The organism is Cupriavidus phytorum (assembly GCF_003254285.1).
In the GTDB taxonomy this organism is placed as follows: domain Bacteria; phylum Pseudomonadota; class Gammaproteobacteria; order Burkholderiales; family Burkholderiaceae; genus Cupriavidus; species Cupriavidus phytorum.
Genome location: NZ_QKZN01000010.1, coordinates 42,534 through 59,406 on the forward strand (window position 1 = coordinate 42,534; position 16,873 = coordinate 59,406).

Genomic DNA, 16,873 nt, shown 5'->3' on the forward strand with positions numbered 1-16,873 from the left:
GTGCAGGACTAGCGGGGTTGCGGGGCGCGAGCCGCGTGGCATTGCCGGCTTGCAAGACGGAGCGGTAAGTATATCGCCAGCGATCGCGGCATCGAGGCTTGCGTCGGCGTCATATCGTTACCACTTGCAACATAACAGCCGCGGCGGCGAGCGGGTATCGGTCGTTGTCTGACGGCAGGTGCGGCGGGCGCCTCCGGTAGTGGCAGGAGCGCGCACCTTCATGCGCAACTTAGGCCTGCGCTGCGCTCAGCAACTGGTTGAATACGCCGCGTGCCGGCGCGTACAGTTCGCTTGCCATGACGCCTGCCGGACCCGTGCCTTGCTCGACCAGCACATCGGCGGCCCGGCCGTGGATCCACACCGCCGCCTGCGCCGCGGCCAGCGGCGCCATGCCCTGCGCCAGCAGCGCGCCCAGCATGCCGGCCAGTACGTCGCCGGTGCCGGCGCTGGCCAGCGCCGCGTTGCCGGTCGGGTTCAGCGTCCACGGGCTGCCGTCGGGCGCGGCGATCACGCTGCCCGATCCCTTCAGCACCACCACCGCCTGCCATTGCGCGGCCAGCGCCGCGGCGGCGGCGGGCCGGTCGCGCTGGATCTCGGCCACCGGCACGCCCATCAGCCGCGCGGCTTCGAGCGGGTGCGGGGTCATCACGGTGGCTGCGCCACGCGTGGCCAGCGCACCCGCCAGGGCCGGATCGGCGGCCAGCAGGTTCAGCGCATCGGCATCCAGCACCAGCGGCTGCGTCGCGGACTGCAGCAGCCGCGCGAACTGCTGACGGGCGTTGGCATCGGTGCCCATGCCCGGCCCGATCACCAGCGCCGACATCGACGCGAGCGCCAGTGCATCGAGCGCATGCAGCATCAGCTCCGGATGCAGCGGATCGAGCAGCGGAGCCGGCTGCGCCAGGAAGCCGATATGCACCTTGCCCGCGCCGAGCCATTGCGCCGCGCGTGCGCCGAGCAGCGGTGCACCGGTCATGCCGAGGTTGCCGCCGATCACGGCGAGCGCGCCATGCGTGCCCTTGTTGCTGGCATGGCGGCGGCGCGGCAGCGCGGCACCGAACAGCGCGGGGCCGTTCACCAGTCCCTGCGGTGTTTCGCGCGGGGGATAGTCCAGGCCGATCGGCGCGATCTCGACCGCGCCGGCGCAGTCGCGCCCGTCCAGCGTCAGCAGCCCGGGCTTGGCGGCGATGAAGGTCAGCGTGCGCCGGGCGCGCACGGCGGGCGTGCCCGCGCCGGTGTCAGCGGACAGGCCGCTGGGGATGTCGAGCGCAAACACCGGCAGCGCGGCGCGGTTGAGCTGGTCGATCCACCACGCCATGCGGCCATCGGCGGGGCGGTTCAGGCCGATGCCGAGCAGGCCGTCGACGATCGCGGCGGTGCCGGCGGGCCAGTGCGGGTCCTGCGCGGCATCCACTTCCGCCATCACGTTCGACCGCACGCCCGCGGCCTGCGCCTGCTGCCACGCGGTGGCGGCATCGGCCGGCAGGCGCTGCGGATCGGCGGCGAGCCAGACCTGCACCGCGCGCCCGGCGCGATGCAGCTGCGTGGCGGCGACCAGCGCGTCGCCACCGTTGTTGCCGGGGCCGGCCAGGAACAGCAGCGGCCCGTCGGGCGCATGGCAGGCGAGCCAGCGCGCCGCCGCCGTGCCGGCGCGCGACATCAGCGTGAAGGCGGGCAGCTGCGCCAGCGCGGCCTGCTCGAGGCGGCGGATCGCGGCCACGTCGTAGAGCGGCACCGGGGCCGGCGCGGCCGCATCGAGGGAGAGCCAGTCTTGGTCGTGGTCGGTGGGCGTGATGGCGGTGGCGGCAGTGCTGGTCATGTCGGGCTCACTTGGCCGGCCCCAGCCCGTAGCGGTCGGGCAGCAGGCCTTCCATGTCGATGTCCGGACCGTCGCGGCCGGCGCAAGCGCCAGCGCTGGCGGCGATCTGGTCAGCCGCAATCTTGCCTGATCCGCAGCTCATCGCCCAGCCCGTCGAACCATGGCCGAGGTTCAGGAACAGCCCTGGCACCGCGGTGGGGCCGATCAGCGGCGGGCCGTCGGGTAGCATCGGCCGGGCGCCGGCCCATTGCGTGGCCTCCTGGTAGTTGCCGGCCACCGGGAACCAGTCGCGTGCGACCTTGATCAGCGTGTTGAGCGCGGCCGGGCGCAGGTCGAGCCGGCGCGAGCCCAACTCCGCCGTGCCGGCCACGCGCAGCCGGTTGCCCATGCGCGTCATCGCGACCTTGTACGACTCATCCATCAGCGCGCCCAGGGGTGCCTGAAGTTCGTCGCGGATCATCACCGTCACCGAATAGCCCTTGACCGGATACAGCGGCACGCGCAGGCCCAGCGGGCGCAGCAGCGCGGCGCTGTCGGCGCCGGCGGCGACCAGTACGCGCTCGGCAGCGAGCACTTCCGCCGCACCCTGGCCGCCGGATGCCGACAGCTCGAGCTCCAGCTTGCCGGGCTGGCCGGGCCGCAGGCGCGTCACCTGCGTGTCGAAGCGGAACGACACGCCCGCGGCCTGCGCGTGCCGCTGCAGCGCGCGCACGAACATCGGGCAGTTGCCGGATTCATCCTCGGGCAGGTGCAGCCCGCCGGCCAGCGGCGTGCCGGTGGCCAGGCCCGGTTCGATCCGGCGGCATTCGGCGGCGCTGACCAGCCGGTGCGGCACGTTGTTCTCGCGCAGCAGGGCGATGGCGGGCCCGGCCAGGTCGAGGTCGCGCGCGGTGCGGAACAGCTGCAGGTAGCCCTGCGACTGCTCGTAGTCGATCTCCAGCTCGCTGCGCAGCCGGTGCAGGCAGGCGCGGCTGTAGAACGCCAGCCGCTGCATGCGCAGCTTGTTGGCGCGGTAGCGCTCGAGCCGGCATTCGCGCAGCCAGCGCGCGATCCAGCGCCACATCGCCGGGTCCGCGGCGGGGCGGAACAGCACCGGCGCATCGCGCGCAAAGAGCGTGCGCAGGATCTTGGCCGGCATGCCGGGCGCGGCCCAGGGCGTGACGTAGCCGGGCGCGATCACGCCGGCGTTGCCGAAGCTGGCTTCCTGCGCCGGCGCGCCGCGGCGCTCGAGCACGGTCACGTCGAAACCGGCCTGGCGCAGGTACCACGCGGAACTGACGCCGATCGCGCCGGCGCCGATGACGATCACATGCATCGTTGCCCGATCCTCCTTCGCGCATCCGTTGCCGTGCCGGCCAAGGTTATTTGACCTCCTGCTGCATCACCGCGTCGGGCAGCCAGGTCACCACGCCGGGCCAGATCGTGACGATGGCGATCGCCACTACCATCATCATGAAGAACGGCAGCGAGACCCGCGCGATGTAGTTGCTGTCCTTGCCGGTCATGCTCTGCAGCACGAACAGGTTGAAGCCCACCGGCGGAGTCACTTCGGCTATCTCCACCAGCAGCACGATGAAGATGCCGAACCAGACCAGGTCGAAGCCGGCCGCCTGCACCATCGGCAGCACCGTGGCGGTGGTCAGCGCGATCATCGAGATGCCGTCCAGCGCCGTGCCCAGCACGATGTAGATCACCGTCAGCACCGCGATCAGCGCCCACGGCGACAGCTGCAGCGCCGCCACCCACTCGGCCAGCGCGCGCGGGATGCCGGTAAAGCTCATGGTCACCGACAGGAACGAGGTCGCGCCCAGCACGAACATGATCATCGCGGTCAGGCGCGTGGCCGACATCAGGCTGTCCCAGAACGCCGCGCGCGTGAGCGAGCCGCCCGCCCACGCCAGCGCCAGCGACGCAACCACGCCATAGGCGGCGGCCTCGGTCGCGGTGGAGTAGCCGGTCACCATGATCACGGTGATGAAGGCGATCAGCACGATGCACGGCAGCAACTGGCGAATCGACGCCAGCCGCGCGCGCCAGTTGAAGTGCTCCGACGCCGGGGTCTTGTCCGGGTTGGCCAGCGCCCAGACCACGATGTAGCCCGAGAACAGCAGCATCAGCAGCAGCCCCGGGATAAAGCCGGCCAGGAACACGCGGATGATCGACACGTCCGCCGAGACCGCGTACACCACCATCGTGATCGACGGCGGGATCAGGATGCCGAGCGTGCCGGCGCACGACAGCGAGCCCAGCGTGATGCGCTCGTCGTAGCCGCGCCGCGTCAGCTCGGGCAGCGCCGACTTGGCGATGGTGGCGCAGGTGGCCGCCGACGAGCCCGACACCGAGCCGAAGATGCCGCAGCCCAGGATGTTGACGTGCATCAGCCGCCCCGGCAGCCAGCTCAGCCATGGCGACAGCCCGCTGAACATCTGCTCCGACAGCCGGGTGCGGAACAGGATCTCGCCCATCCAGACGAACAGCGGCAGCGACGCCAGCGTGTACGACGCGCTCGACGACCACCACGCATTGGCCAGGCTGACCAGCGCCTCGCGGTCGGAGAACACCACCAGCCCGACCCACGAGGTGACCGCGATCGCCACGGGAATCCACGCGCCCAGCGCGAGGAAGACGATCAGCACCAGCAGCAGGATCAGTGCAACCAAGACCGTGCTCATCAGACCGTCTCCCCGAAATCGCCGGCGGCCAGCTTGGCTTCCTGGGCCAGCTGGTAGCGCGGCTTCTGCCGCCGCACCACGCGCAGCCATTCATCCGCGACCGCCAGCAGGAAGCCCGCGCAGCCCAGCACCGCGAAGCTCTGCGGGATCCACAACGGAATCACGATCTGGCCCTGCGAGACATCGCCGATCTCCCAGCTCTGCCACGCAAAGGTGCCCAGCGCCCAGCTTGCATAGGCGGCGAACACCAGGCAGACGGTCAGCGAGACCAGTTCCAGCAGCCAGCGCCGGCGCGGGCCGAGCGCCGACAGCAGCATCTCCACGCGCACGATGCCGCCATGCTGGAAGGTCTGGCCCAGCACCAGGAAGGCGGAGGCGGCGCACAGCCAGGCCACGATGTCGTCGCCGCCCTTGAAGATCACCGAGGTTTCGCGCGACAGCGACATCAGGATCATGATCACGCAGACGGCGAGGATGCACAGTGCGCCGAGCGCGGCGAACAGGTCCAGCACGCGGTCGAGCCAGCGCTTGGAGGAGGGGGCAGTGGGCATGGTGGGCGGCGCAGGGAAAGGATGGGCTCCCTGCAACGCAGCCGGCGCGGCCGCGCTGCAGGCGCTGGAGTTGGTGGGCCCGCCGGCCTACTTGCGGTAGGCGTCGAGGATGGCCTTGCCGTCAGGGCCCGCGCTCTTGGCCCAGTCGTCGACCATGGTCTGGCCCAGCTTCTGCATGTCGGCCTTGAGCTGCGGCGACGGCTGCTGCACCGTCATGCCGTTTTTGGCGAGCGTGGCCAGGTATTCCTTGGTCTTCTGCTCCGATACCTGCCAGCCGCGCTTCTCGGCGTCGGCGACGGCCTTGAGCAGCGCGTCCTGGGTGGGTTTGTCGAGCGCGGCGAAGGCCTTCTTGCTGACCACCAGCATGTTCTTGGGCAGCCACGCATCGACCGCATAGAAGTACTTCACGCTCTCCCACACCTTGGTGTCGACGCCGGTCGCGCCCGACGACATGAAGGAGTTGACGGTGCCCGTGGCCAGCGCCTGCGCCAGGTCGGCGGCCTGGATCGTGACCGGCTGCGCGCCGACCAGCTCGGCGATGCGCGAGGTGGCGGGATTGTAGGCGCGCCACTTCAGGCCTTTCATGTCGGCGGCCGAGTTGATCGGCTTGTTGGCGTAGATGCCCTGCGGCGGCCAGGCCACCGCATACAGCAGCTTGAGCCCCTGCTTGTCCAGCACCTTCTCCGTAACCGGGCGCGAGGCCTGCCACAGCTTGTAGGCATCGGCATAGCTGGTGGCCAGGAACGGCACCGCGTCGACGCCGAACACCGGGTTCTCGTTGGCCAGCAGCGACATCAGGATCTCGCCCATCTGCACCTGGCCGGTCTGCACGCCGCGCTTGATCTCGTTGGCCTTGAGCAGCGACCCGTTCGGATGCAGCACGATCTTGAGCTTGCCGCCGGTGGCCTTGTCGACGTCGTTGGCCATCTGCTGCAGGTTCTCGGTGTGCAGGTTGGCGACGGGGTAGCCGGTGGGCAGGTCCCACTTGGTGTCCGCCTGTGCCGCCACGGCGGCCAGCATCAGCGTGGCCGCGAACATTGCCTTGACTCGCATCTCGATCTCTCCTGGTGTGCGCGCGGGGGCGCGGTTGTACAGCGGGTTGCGTACTACCTGGTGCCACGCGCAGGCCTGGCTCCGGGCCGGGCGCGTGGCGCAAGAAGATCAACGGCGCGGCGGCGGGCTCAGTCGTCGCGCGCTCGGTCGTCGCGCGATGAAGGCTGCACGATGCGTTCCAATGCAAGCGCCGTGCCGAGCAGCGCGGCGTCGCGCATCGGCCCGTGCGACAGCATCAGTCCTACCGGCAGCTCGTCCGGCGCGTGGCACGGCATGGACAGCGAGCAGCCATCGAAAAAATTGAAGGCGGAGGTGTTGCGCAACAGCAGGGCATTGACGCGGAAGAAGTGCGCGTCATCGGTGCGCAGCGGCCCGATCTCGGGCGCCACCATCGGCACGGTGGGGCAGACCACGGCGTCGAAGCCGGCCAGCCGCGCTTCCATGCGGGCGATCCAGTCCAGCCGCGCGCGGCCCAGGTCGATATAGTCGGCGGCGCTGATGCCGGCGCCGCGGTCGATGCGCGACGCCACGCGCGGGTCGTAGCGGTCGCGGCGGGCCGCCAGCAGGTGGCGGTGGATGGCATAGGCCTCGGCCGCGCTGAAGCCGCCGTGCGCGTTCAGCGCGGCCAGTTCCGCGAGTTCGGGCAGGTCGACATGCTCCAGCCGCACGCCGGCGGCCGACAGCCGGCCCAGCGCGCGGTCGAAGGCGCGCGCCACCACCGGGTCGAGATCGTCCAGCAGCAGCTGGCGCGGGATCGCCAGCCGCGTGGCGGCAGGATCGGTCACGCGCGGCAGCACCGCGCTGTCGGCGATCACGCTGTCCACCGCGATGCAGTCGCCGACCGTGCGCGCCATGGCGCAGGCGGTGTCGAGCGTATACGACAGCGGGAACGCCCCCGCCAGCGGCACGCGCCGCGCGGTGGGCTTGAAGCCGGTGATGCCGCACAGCGCCGCCGGGATGCGGATCGAGCCGCCGGTGTCGCTGCCGAGCGCAGCCACCGCCAGCCCGAGCGCCACCGATACCGCGGCGCCCGACGACGAGCCGCCCGGGATGCGGGCGGCGTCGCCGGTATCGCCGCCGCCGGCCGGATTGGCGGGCGTGCCGTAATGGGGATTGATGCCCACGCCCGAGAATGCGAACTCGGTCATGTTGGTGCGCCCGACCAGCGCCGCCCCGGCCGCGCGCAGCCGCGCCACCACCGGGGCGTCGGCGGCGGCCGGCGCGGCATCGGCGCGCACCAGCGAGGCGGCGCGGGTGACCTCGCCGGCCACGTCATACAGGTCCTTGACCGAGACCGGCAGGCCCGCCAGCGGGTGCAGCGCCTTGCCGGCACGGCTGGCGGCGTCGGCGGCGCGCGCCACCTGGGCGGCGGCGTCGAAGGTGCTGTGCAGGAACACGGCCTCGGCCGCCGGCGTGGCGGCCCGGGCCGCGGCCTGTTCGACGATCTGCGCGCGGCTGGTGGCGCCGTCGCGCAGGCGGGCGTTGAGGGTATCGAGGTCGGGAAGCATCAAGGGCATGGGTCTGCAAATGAGGGGCGAAGGCGCGCGCAGCGCGCGCCGGGGGGGCGGCCTGGGAACCTCAAGGGTAGCAAGAAGCCCTGCAAGGCGACAGATAGGGATGGCCTCTATGTCGTGGCGCGCGCGCCGCAGCGTTGCCGGGGGAGGGGCGGAGCCGCCCGCTAGGCCTGGCGCGGCAGGCTTACCTCGAACACGGTCCCGGCCGCATCGGAGCGGGCGCCGATCGAGCCTTGGTGGGCCCTGGCGATTTCGCTCGCGATATACAGCCCCAGCCCCAGGCCCGGGGCGTTCTTGTCGTGCGGATCCTCGCCCCGCCTGAGCGGGTCGAAGATCTGGCTCAAGGTCTGCGGATCGATCGGCGGGCCGCTGTTCCAGACCGACACCTGGACCTGCGCCGCGCGGCCGGTGACGGCAACCCGGACCGGCGTGTCCGCCGCGCCGTACGTGACCGCATTGGTGACCAGGTTGGAAAGCAGCTGCTGCAGCCGCGCGCCGTCCCAGACGCCCTGCAGGTTGCCATGGGCGGCGAATTCGATGCGGTGGTCCGGGTGGGCGGTGCGCAACTGGTCCACGGCATCGCCAAACACCTGCGCCAGGTCGATCGCGGCGGGCGCGATGTTGATGCCCAGGCCAAGCTTGGTCCGGTTGAAATCGCACAGGTCGTCCAGCAGCGCATTCATGCGGGCGCCGCTGCGGATCAGCCGGGTCGCGGCTTCCGATACCTTTTCCCCGGCGTTCAGCGCGGCCAGGTATTGGGCGGTGGTCTGGATGGTCTGCAGCGGACTGCGCATGTCGTGCCCCAGCATGCCGAGCAGCAGGTTGCGCGCCTGCTCGACCTGCGCATCGAAATACCCGACGGATTCCGTGATGGCCTGGTCGATGGCCTCGTTGAAGCGGACCATGTCGTCGAAATCCGATGGGCCCGGGCGGCCGTCATCGATCCACAGCCGCAGCACGCTGGCACGCAGGGCCCGGTACTCGCTGACCATCTGGTTGATGTTGAAGCCATGGCGTGCCCGCAGCAGCGCGTGGGTCTGGGCCGCGGTCTCCGGGGCGTCGGGCAGGCGCGGCGCCCGCCCCAGCGATTTTTCGCGCTGGGCGTGGCGCGTTTGCGGGGTCGACAGGTCCTTGGCCACGGCCTGCAGGATCTGCAGCGCGTGGTCGCGCAGCGCGAGTGCATCCATATGCCTGGCGGCCGGCATCAGGGTGGCGGCAAACGCCTCCCATTCGGTCAGGATCCGGTTCATGTCGCGCAGGATGAAATCGGCAAGTCGCATGTCTGCTCCGGCAGGATGGGGGCGAATCGTCTATGCACCTGGGGTGGCAGCCATCTTACGCTGATTGCCGGCCCGGCGATCTCAGCCTTGCGAGTCTTCGGCGCTGCCTGCCGCCGCGCGCAGGCGCAGGCCGCCGTCGTGGCGATGGATATGCAGTTCGCCGTGCTCCCGCCGGGCCTGCGCCCATCCCGCCAGGATCGCGTCCTCGAGCGTCGGGAACCGTTGCGGCTGCGGAAAGCTTGCGGAGTCCAGCGCCCAGCCAGAGTCGACCGGTGTAACGCGAATGATTCGCGCTTGCATATTGCCTCCCGGATCAGGCGCAAAAAAAAAGCGCCCGCTACGTGTAGCGGGCGGTCGAAGGCCGGATGGGTGAACGCATCCGACCGTTCGATATTGCCGCGCCGTGGTCGCCATAGCATATCCCTACTCAAGAGGTAGCGTGGCAGAAATGCATCACGTCTTGATGCTTCGGGGTCGTGCGGAACCCCGGGCGGCACGCCGGCCTGACGTCAGCCCGGTTCCGCGCCGGCCGGTTCCGCCCGGTAGGCCGACCAGTAATAGTGGCTGTGCCGGTTATGGCGCGCGAGCTTCTTCACGATAAAGAGCCGCACCGTGCCGAGATGGCCGGCTTCGACCAGCACCTCGTGGTGGTTGGGCGCGTCCGCCGTCGCGCGCGGCAGCGTCTGCAGCGCGGCGGCGACATGGTGGCCCTGCACCTGCGCCAGTATGCCGTTGGCTCCCGGCACCGGATACTCGGGCGTTGCCGCCGGCAGGTGGCAGCTTGCCGCCTGTTTGCTGTTGCCCATGGCTACCTCCGCCCGGGCACGATGCGCACGCCGTCCCGGCAGACCTCGATCTGGGGCTGGTGGCCATAGGCGCGCAGCAGCCGCACATCGCTCCGGGCGGAAGCGGGAATGTCCTGACGGCAGGCGAGGGCGCCGCGGCTGATGTGATAGGCGCCGCAGCCGGGGCAAAGGTAGAGATAGCCGCGTGGCGCGGCACGCGTGCGCTCGGCAGCAGCGCCGCAAAGGGGGCAGTTTGCAGGTTCGGGCGACATGGGGGGGCTGGATCGACACTGTATGGATATACAGTATAGCGTCTCTGGCCGGGGTGGGAAGAGTCCGAAACGCTGTCATGGCTGTTTGGCTCCCGAGGCCGATACGGGTCGCCCGAAATGTCGTTTTATTCGTGGTAATTCACCGATAAACTATCAGGCCAAAGGCGGCAGCCGGTGGGGTCGATCCCGCAAAATTTGATACGTCGAACGCCGCCAATGCCGCCTCTCCATCGAAAGGAATCGTCCCCCTATGTCACGCAAGCCAGCCGAAAGCGCGCCCGCCGCCGCGGTCGCCGATATCCCTGCCGGCAGGCCAGCCACCGCGCTGTCGCGCGCCGCCGGCGCCAATATCGTGTCGTCGTCGCACCTGGTGTCGGTGCGCAGTCCCGAGCTGTCGGAATTCGAGTTCGGCCTGAACACCGCCTACAACGCCTACAGCCGCTGGGTGGTGCGCTGCATGGGCGCTGCCGGCGTGCGCGACCTGACCTTCCTCGACGTGCTGGTGCTGCACCACGTCAACCACCGTGGCCGGCCCAAGCGGCTGGCCGACATCTGCTTCGTGCTCAACGTGGAAGACACGCACCTGGTCACCTATGCGCTGAAGAAGCTGCAGGGGCTGGGGCTGGTCAGCGGGGAGCGGGTGGGCAAGGAGGCAACGTATTCGACCACCGAAGCCGGCGCCGAAGCGTGTTCGCGCTACCGCGAGATCCGCGAGCAGTGCCTGACCAGCAATTTCACCGCGGGCAGCGAAGAGAATGCCGAGATCGGTGAACTGGCCCGGCTGATGCGGGTATTGACCGGGCTGTACGAGCAGGCGGCGCGGTCGGCAACGTCACTCTGAGCCATTCCTGGCCCTCAAGTGATGCATAAGCATTATCACGACGGCGCGTGACACAGCGCCGTGCCGATGTCGCAGTGCAAAAAGCGGGTGCCGGCAAGGTACAATAGCGATTTCCCGCCAGCCGGCACCCCATGCAGCGGTGCCGAGCAAGCAGCAGCCCCTACCAGGCCCCTACAGGCTTTACCTCCACGCCTCCCTGACCGCTACGATCATGGCGCATTTCTCGTGCTTCCCCGGCGCTTTGGCGCTCTCCGCCTTCCGTCAGCAACGCCTGCTCACCGCTCTCCGGCAAATCGACGCCGATATTGAGTCGGTGCACGGCCAGTTCCTGCATTTCGTCGATGCGCAGACGCCGCTGTCGGCCGACGACCAGTCGCGCGTGGCGGCGCTGCTGACCTATGGCGCACCGTTCGGCGAGCAGCCCGAGGGCGACCGCTTCGTGGTGATCCCGCGCTTCGGCACGATCTCGCCGTGGGCCAGCAAGGCCACCGACATTGCCCACAATTGCGGCCTGACCCATATCCACCGCATCGAGCGCGGCATCGAGATCACCGTGGTTTGCAAGAAGGGCCTGCTGCGCGGGCGCAAGTCGCTGGATGCGGACACCCGCGCCGCCGTCGCCGCGCACCTGTTCGACCGCATGACCGAGACCGTGGTCGCGTCGCGTGACGATGCCGCCGGCCTGTTCCAGGAACTGCCGGCCAAGCCGCTGCGCTTTATCGACATCTCCGCCGGGCGCAGCGCGCTGGCCGCGGCCAACGTCGAGATGGGCCTGGCGCTGTCCGAGGACGAGATCGACTACCTGGTCGACGCCTACGCCAGGCTGGAGCGCAACCCGACCGACGTCGAGCTGATGATGTTCGCGCAGGCCAACAGCGAACACTGCCGCCACAAGATCTTCAACGCCACCTGGACCATCGACGGCGTGCAGCAGGACAAGTCGCTGTTTGCGATGATCCGCAACACGCACCAGCTCAATCCGCAGGGCTCGATCGTGGCCTACTCGGACAACTCGGCGGTGATGGAAGGCGACGTGGCCGAGCGCTGGTTCCCGCGCGGCACCGACCACAAGTACGGCCGCCACGAGGCGCTGACGCACACGCTGATGAAGGTCGAGACGCACAACCACCCGACCGCGATCTCGCCGTTCCCGGGCGCCTCCACCGGCGCCGGCGGCGAAATCCGCGACGAGGGCGCGACCGGCCGCGGCGCCAAGCCCAAGGCCGGCCTGACCGGCTTCACGGTGTCCAACCTGATGCTGCCCGATGCCGTCGAATCGTGGGAAAACGATCGCGACGCGGCCCAGCCGGTGGCGCACCGCAACCCCGACGACAAGCCCGGCGTGACCGGCAAGCCGGACCGCATCGCCTCGCCGCTGCAGATCATGATCGACGGCCCGCTCGGCGGCGCCGCGTTCAACAATGAATTCGGCCGCGCCAACCTGGGCGGCTACTTCCGCGTCTACGAGCAGAACGTCGGCGGCACCGTGCGCGGCTACCACAAGCCCATCATGATCGCCGGCGGCATCGGCAATATCGACGCCTCGCACACGCACAAGAACCCGCTGCCGGCCGGCACGCTGCTGATCCAGCTGGGCGGCCCGGGCATGCGCATCGGCATGGGCGGCGGCGCCGCCAGCTCGATGGCGACCGGCACCAACACCGCCGACCTGGACTTCGACTCGGTCCAGCGCGGCAACCCCGAGATGGAGCGTCGCGCGCAGGAAGTGATCAACGCCTGCTGGCAGCTCGGCGACGCCAACCCGATCCTGTCGATCCACGACGTCGGCGCGGGCGGCATCTCCAACGCCTTCCCGGAACTGGTGGACGGCGCCGGCCGCGGCGCGCGCTTCGACCTGCGCCAGGTGCACCTGGAAGAGTCCGGCCTGTCGCCGGCGGAAATCTGGTGCAACGAGTCGCAGGAGCGCTATGTGCTGGCGATCGCGCCGGACAGCTTCCCGCAGTTCCAGGCCATGTGCGAGCGCGAGCGTTCGCCGTTCGCCGTGGTCGGCATTGCCACCGAAGAGAAGCAGCTGCAGCTGGTCGACGCCAGCGTCGACGCCGCGCTCAAGGAACACTACGCCGTCGACATGCCGATGGACGTGCTGCTGGGCAAGCCGCCGCGCATGCACCGCGACGTCAAGCGCGTCGAGCAGCCGCTGCCGGCCGTGGACGTGACCGGCATCAGCCTGGAGCAGGCCGTGCGCGACGTGCTGCGCCATCCGACCGTGGCCAGCAAGTCGTTCCTGATCAGCATCGGCGACCGTACCGTGGGCGGCATGAACGCGCGCGACCAGATGGTCGGCCCGTGGCAGGTGCCGGTAGCCGACGTGGCCGTGACCACGCTGGACTACAAGGGCACCGCCGGCGAGGCGATGACCATGGGCGAGCGTACCCCGCTGGCCGTGATCGACGCGCCGGCTTCGGGCCGCATGGCAATCGGCGAGGCGCTGACAAACCTGGCCGCGGCACCGGTCAAGGACCTGGGCAAGGTCAAGCTGTCGGCCAACTGGATGGCGGCCTGCGGCGTCGAGGGCGAGGATGCGAAGCTGTACGACACCGTCCACGCTGTCGGCATGGAGCTGTGCCCGGCGCTGGGCATCAGCATCCCGGTCGGCAAGGATTCGCTGTCGATGCGCACCAAGTGGCAGGACCAGGGCGTCGACAAGGAAGTGGTCGCGCCGGTGTCGCTGATCATCTCGGCCTTTGCCGCGGTCGACGACGTCAACCGCACGCTGACGCCGCAACTGCGCACCGACGCCGGCGACACCGTGCTGATCGCCATCGACCTCGGCCGCGGCAAGAACCGCATGGCCGGCAGCATCCTGGCGCAGGTGACGCAGCAGGTGGGCGACAGCGCCCCCGACGTCGACAACGCCGAAGACCTGAAGAACTTCTTCAACGTGATCCAGCGCCTGAACCGCGAGGGCAAGCTGCTGGCCTACCACGACCGTTCCGACGGCGGCTTCCTGGCGGCGCTGGCCGAAATGGCCTTTGCCGGCCATTGCGGCATCTCGCTCAACGTCGACATGCTGGCGCTCGATCCGCAGCAGGAACAGGACTACGGCGACGCCAAGAACTGGGCCCAGCAGATCGCCGAGCGCCGTAACGACCAGACCCTGCGCGCGCTGTTCTCGGAAGAGCTGGGCGCGGTGGTGCAGGTGCGCATGGAAGACCGCGACGCCGTGTTCGCGGTGCTGCGCGAGGCCGGCCTGTCGGCATGCAGCCATGTGGTGGGCAAGCCCAACACCTCCGACCAGGTCGAGATCTACCGTGACGCGAAGAAGGTGTTCGGCGCCTCGCGCACCGACCTGCAGCGCAACTGGAGCGAAGTCAGCTGGCGCATCGCGCGCCTGCGCGACAACCCGGCCTGCGCCGACAGCGAATACGACCGCCTGCTGGATGCCGCCGACCCCGGCATCAGCCCGGTGCTGACCTTCGACCCGGCCGAAGACATCGCCGCGCCGTTCATTGCCACCGGCGCCCGTCCGCGCGTGGCGATCCTGCGCGAGCAGGGCGTCAACTCGCAGATCGAGATGGCGTACAGCATGGACCGCGCCGGCTTCGACACGCACGACGTGCACATGAGCGACCTGATCGCCGGCCGCGCCAACCTGGCTGACTTCAGCGGCTTCGTCGCCTGCGGCGGCTTCAGCTACGGCGACGTGCTGGGGGCGGGCGAGGGCTGGGCCAAGACCATCCTGTTCAACGCGCAGATGGCCGAGCAGTTCGCCGCCTTCTTCAACCGCCAGGACACCTTCGCGCTTGGCGTGTGCAACGGCTGCCAGATGATGAGCAACCTCGCCCCGATCATCCCGGGCGCGGGCGCGTGGCCCAAGTTCACGCGCAACCAGTCGGAGCAGTACGAGGCGCGCTATGTCACGGTCGAGGTGCAGTCGTCGCCGTCGATCTTCTTCGCCGGCATGGAAGGCAGCCGCATCCCCATCGTGGTCGCGCACGGCGAAGGGTTTGCCGACTTCTCGCAGCAAGGCAATATCGACCAGGCCCACGTGGCGCTGCGCTTCGTCGACAACTACGGCGCGGTCACGCAGACCTATCCGCTCAACCCCAATGGCTCGCCGGACGGCATCACCTCGGTGACCACCGTCGACGGCCGCTTCACCGTGCTGATGCCGCACCCCGAGCGCGTATTCCGCGCCGCGACCATGAGCTGGGCGCCGGACGCATGGAAGCAGGTCGCAGACGGCGGCAGCCCGTGGATGCGGATGTTCCGCAATGCGAGGAAGTGGGTGGGGTAAGGCTCACCGGCGCCCGCGCGTAGGGCCGTCCAGTCAAAAAGCCACCGGCCGAGCCGGTGGCTTTTTTGCATACCGGGCCTGCGCTACGGGTCTGCGTAGCGTGGCAGCAGGTCCTGGTCGACAAGGCGGACTTCGATCTTGTTGGCGATGCGCACGTGGTCGGGATTGTCGGCAGAAAAGGGCGCATCGACGATGCTGACGATGAGGGTGCCGGCCTGCTTGTGCGGTTCGCCCATGACAAGCAGAAGGGCCGCTGCTTCGGGAACTTGCTGCACCGTGAGGACGGTGGGCAGATAGAGCATCCAGCCCGCACCCGGGCGGTCAGGGAACACTTTCTTCCGTGTCTGGTATCTGGTCGGCGCCACCTCCAGCGTTCTGGCCCGCCAGATACGCAGCAGGCCCTGAACCACCGTGACGACATTCTGTGTGTCCTGCAAGGACTCGACACCCCTGGCGTTCAGCCGCACCGTGCAATTGGCGAGATACGGGTCCACCGACAGGGCGTTGACGCAGACCACGCCGCCAGGCCCTTCCTTGCCATTCCAGACGGCGGTGTCGCGGCGCCAGGGCGTTTGCAACTGTTGCATCTCCGCCTTGAGAATCGCCACGGCGGCAGGCGTCGGGCCCTGGTCATCGAAGGCCCGGTTGAGCAACGACTGCTCCGGGGTGTCGGCCGGGGGATACCAATCGTTAAGCGGAAAGCCGAGCGGTTCGAGCAGCCGCGCGACCCGCCACAGGTCGTACAGTTGCTCGGTTTCGGTGGGAAGGGTGTTCCTGTCCAGGTGGAAGGTCAGTGAGATATTCATGTTACGGCTGCAGCAAGGTGCGAATGCCAAGGCCATCGAGCAAAAAAAGCCGCGCGAAATACTCGTGGGCAATGGGCTCCATGAAGTACCAGTTCAGCTGGCTCGGGGGATTTGCACGCGTGGCCCTGGCCTGCGCCGATGCCTGCCTCATGATCTTTCGCTCGCCGCCGCCAAGGCTGAAAAAGAGCCGCGGTTCGCCATCTTCCGGGTCAAAAAATTGGTCGTACCTTGCTTTTGCTTCCTGCAGCATGCATTCCGACGAACGAAATCCGTCGAAATCGATACCCGCGAAGCTCCATTCCGTGAACGGCGCGAAGCCAGTAATCCGCGCTTGGTAGTCGCGCGCAACCTCCGACATGTTCCAGTTCCGCTCGACCAGACTTCCACAGTCGGGCGGGCATGGCTGGCAGCGCTTGCCTGATTGCGTGTGGGCATCGGTGCGGGCAATCGGCGTATCCCTGGAGCGCTCGGCCTCCTCGACGCGCCGCCGCGCGACTTCGGCCGCGGTGCCGGCTGCGGCGCCGGCGCCCAATGCGATGAGGATGCGTGTGGCAAGCCCTTCGAGTAATGGCCATGCAAGCGCCGCGATCACAGACGCCCGATGGGGATGCTGCCGCCGCCGTGACTGGTACGGGCGGCGACAGTGATGATTTCTGAGGTCAAGGAGCCTCCGCGGGTGGACTGCAATCGTCGGCATGGTAGAACCCGCGGCATGTGCCTGTGACGCGAAAATTCAGCAACGCACAGGCGCAATTTCGCTGTTGGCGGCATGCTGATGTTTCTTCGAAGCATGCGGCCAGGTCGGGGATGCAGAAGGCACTTTCGCCTCAGCTCTTGGAACTTTCTCTCACCTGTTTCAGGTCGTCGCTGTTATCGGCGCCTACGAACCGCTGAAGGTTGGCCCTGTCCTGCTTGCGGGAGCGGTCGGGTAGGGCATGCACTGCCATCTAAAGGTCATGACTTTGTCGATACGCCCGCCCTCACCCCGACCCTCTCCCGCAAGCGGGAGAGGGAGTACACAA

Annotated in this window: 14 protein-coding genes; 2 read left to right on the top strand and 12 right to left on the bottom strand. The window is 68.9% G+C overall.

The window, feature by feature from the left end:
* Positions 1-229: 229 nt before the first annotated feature.
* From C7416_RS22480 to C7416_RS22525, 10 genes are all read right to left on the bottom strand, one after another.
* Entirely contained in the window at positions 230-1,819 is a 1,590-nt protein-coding gene (locus C7416_RS22480; RefSeq protein ID WP_111520983.1) for an NAD(P)H-hydrate dehydratase, read from the bottom strand.
* Positions 1,820-1,826: 7 nt separating this feature from the next.
* Positions 1,827-3,134, bottom strand: coding sequence for a D-amino acid dehydrogenase (locus C7416_RS22485; protein ID WP_111520984.1), 1,308 nt, complete (start codon positions 3,132-3,134; stop codon positions 1,827-1,829).
* A 46-nt stretch (positions 3,135-3,180) separates the two neighbouring features.
* Positions 3,181-4,491: a TRAP transporter large permease gene (locus C7416_RS22490; protein WP_111520985.1), complete on the bottom strand. Its 1,311-nt coding sequence runs from the start codon at positions 4,489-4,491 to the stop codon at positions 3,181-3,183.
* Entirely contained in the window at positions 4,491-5,042 is a 552-nt protein-coding gene (locus C7416_RS22495) for a TRAP transporter small permease subunit (protein ID WP_111520986.1), read from the bottom strand. Before C7416_RS22495 ends, C7416_RS22490 begins: the two co-directional genes overlap by 1 nt.
* Before the next feature lie 87 nt (positions 5,043-5,129).
* A complete protein-coding gene (locus tag C7416_RS22500; RefSeq protein ID WP_111520987.1) occupies positions 5,130-6,095 on the bottom strand; it encodes a TRAP transporter substrate-binding protein in 966 nt (321 codons plus the stop codon).
* Positions 6,096-6,223: 128 nt separating this feature from the next.
* Positions 6,224-7,612, bottom strand: a complete 1,389-nt coding sequence (locus C7416_RS22505) for an amidase (RefSeq protein ID WP_111520988.1) — start codon at positions 7,610-7,612, stop codon at positions 6,224-6,226.
* Positions 7,613-7,773: 161 nt separating this feature from the next.
* Complete coding sequence (locus C7416_RS22510; protein ID WP_111520989.1) at positions 7,774-8,889, bottom strand: sensor histidine kinase; 1,116 nt, start codon at positions 8,887-8,889, stop codon at positions 7,774-7,776.
* An 81-nt stretch (positions 8,890-8,970) separates the two neighbouring features.
* Positions 8,971-9,189: a DUF2188 domain-containing protein gene (locus tag C7416_RS22515; RefSeq protein WP_111520990.1), complete on the bottom strand. Its 219-nt coding sequence runs from the start codon at positions 9,187-9,189 to the stop codon at positions 8,971-8,973.
* 209 nt (positions 9,190-9,398) lie between these two features.
* Entirely contained in the window at positions 9,399-9,695 is a 297-nt protein-coding gene (locus C7416_RS22520; protein ID WP_111520991.1) for a hypothetical protein, read from the bottom strand.
* A 2-nt stretch (positions 9,696-9,697) separates the two neighbouring features.
* The gene (locus C7416_RS22525) at positions 9,698-9,946 is read right to left on the bottom strand and encodes a hypothetical protein (protein ID WP_111520992.1); all 249 of its coding nucleotides are present in this window, start codon (positions 9,944-9,946) and stop codon (positions 9,698-9,700) included.
* A 250-nt stretch (positions 9,947-10,196) separates the two neighbouring features.
* Between C7416_RS22525 and C7416_RS22530 the strand changes: the two genes are divergently transcribed.
* Both C7416_RS22530 and purL read left to right on the top strand, forming a co-directional pair.
* Positions 10,197-10,787, top strand: coding sequence for a winged helix DNA-binding protein (locus C7416_RS22530; RefSeq protein ID WP_111520993.1), 591 nt, complete (start codon positions 10,197-10,199; stop codon positions 10,785-10,787).
* A gap of 211 nt (positions 10,788-10,998) precedes the next feature.
* Positions 10,999-15,045, top strand: coding sequence for a phosphoribosylformylglycinamidine synthase (gene purL / locus C7416_RS22535; protein ID WP_111520994.1), 4,047 nt, complete (start codon positions 10,999-11,001; stop codon positions 15,043-15,045).
* Between the two features lie 83 nt (positions 15,046-15,128).
* Here the strand turns inward: purL and C7416_RS22540 are convergent, their stop codons facing one another.
* Positions 15,129-15,851 (bottom strand): Imm52 family immunity protein, encoded by a 723-nt coding sequence (locus C7416_RS22540; RefSeq protein ID WP_111520995.1) that lies wholly within the window; start codon positions 15,849-15,851, stop codon positions 15,129-15,131.
* 1 nt (position 15,852) lies between these two features.
* A complete protein-coding gene (locus C7416_RS22545; protein WP_240988162.1) occupies positions 15,853-16,443 on the bottom strand; it encodes a restriction endonuclease fold toxin 5 domain-containing protein in 591 nt (196 codons plus the stop codon).
* Positions 16,444-16,873: the final 430 nt, after the last annotated feature.

Excerpts from the sequence above, each read along its gene's own strand:
- C7416_RS22480 (WP_111520983.1), bottom strand. The coding sequence starts at position 1,819 with ATGACCAGCACTGCCGCCACCGCCATCACGCCCACCGACCACGACCAA.
- C7416_RS22485 (WP_111520984.1), bottom strand. The coding sequence starts at position 3,134 with ATGCATGTGATCGTCATCGGCGCCGGCGCGATCGGCGTCAGTTCCGCG.
- C7416_RS22490 (WP_111520985.1), bottom strand. The coding sequence starts at position 4,491 with ATGAGCACGGTCTTGGTTGCACTGATCCTGCTGCTGGTGCTGATCGTC.
- C7416_RS22495 (WP_111520986.1), bottom strand. The coding sequence starts at position 5,042 with ATGCCCACTGCCCCCTCCTCCAAGCGCTGGCTCGACCGCGTGCTGGAC.
- C7416_RS22500 (WP_111520987.1), bottom strand. The coding sequence starts at position 6,095 with ATGCGAGTCAAGGCAATGTTCGCGGCCACGCTGATGCTGGCCGCCGTG.
- C7416_RS22505 (WP_111520988.1), bottom strand. The coding sequence starts at position 7,612 with ATGCCCTTGATGCTTCCCGACCTCGATACCCTCAACGCCCGCCTGCGC.
- C7416_RS22510 (WP_111520989.1), bottom strand. The coding sequence starts at position 8,889 with ATGCGACTTGCCGATTTCATCCTGCGCGACATGAACCGGATCCTGACC.
- C7416_RS22515 (WP_111520990.1), bottom strand. The coding sequence starts at position 9,189 with ATGCAAGCGCGAATCATTCGCGTTACACCGGTCGACTCTGGCTGGGCG.
- C7416_RS22520 (WP_111520991.1), bottom strand. The coding sequence starts at position 9,695 with ATGGGCAACAGCAAACAGGCGGCAAGCTGCCACCTGCCGGCGGCAACG.
- C7416_RS22525 (WP_111520992.1), bottom strand. The coding sequence starts at position 9,946 with ATGTCGCCCGAACCTGCAAACTGCCCCCTTTGCGGCGCTGCTGCCGAG.
- C7416_RS22530 (WP_111520993.1), top strand. The coding sequence starts at position 10,197 with ATGTCACGCAAGCCAGCCGAAAGCGCGCCCGCCGCCGCGGTCGCCGAT.
- purL (WP_111520994.1), top strand. The coding sequence starts at position 10,999 with ATGGCGCATTTCTCGTGCTTCCCCGGCGCTTTGGCGCTCTCCGCCTTC.
- C7416_RS22540 (WP_111520995.1), bottom strand. The coding sequence starts at position 15,851 with ATGAATATCTCACTGACCTTCCACCTGGACAGGAACACCCTTCCCACC.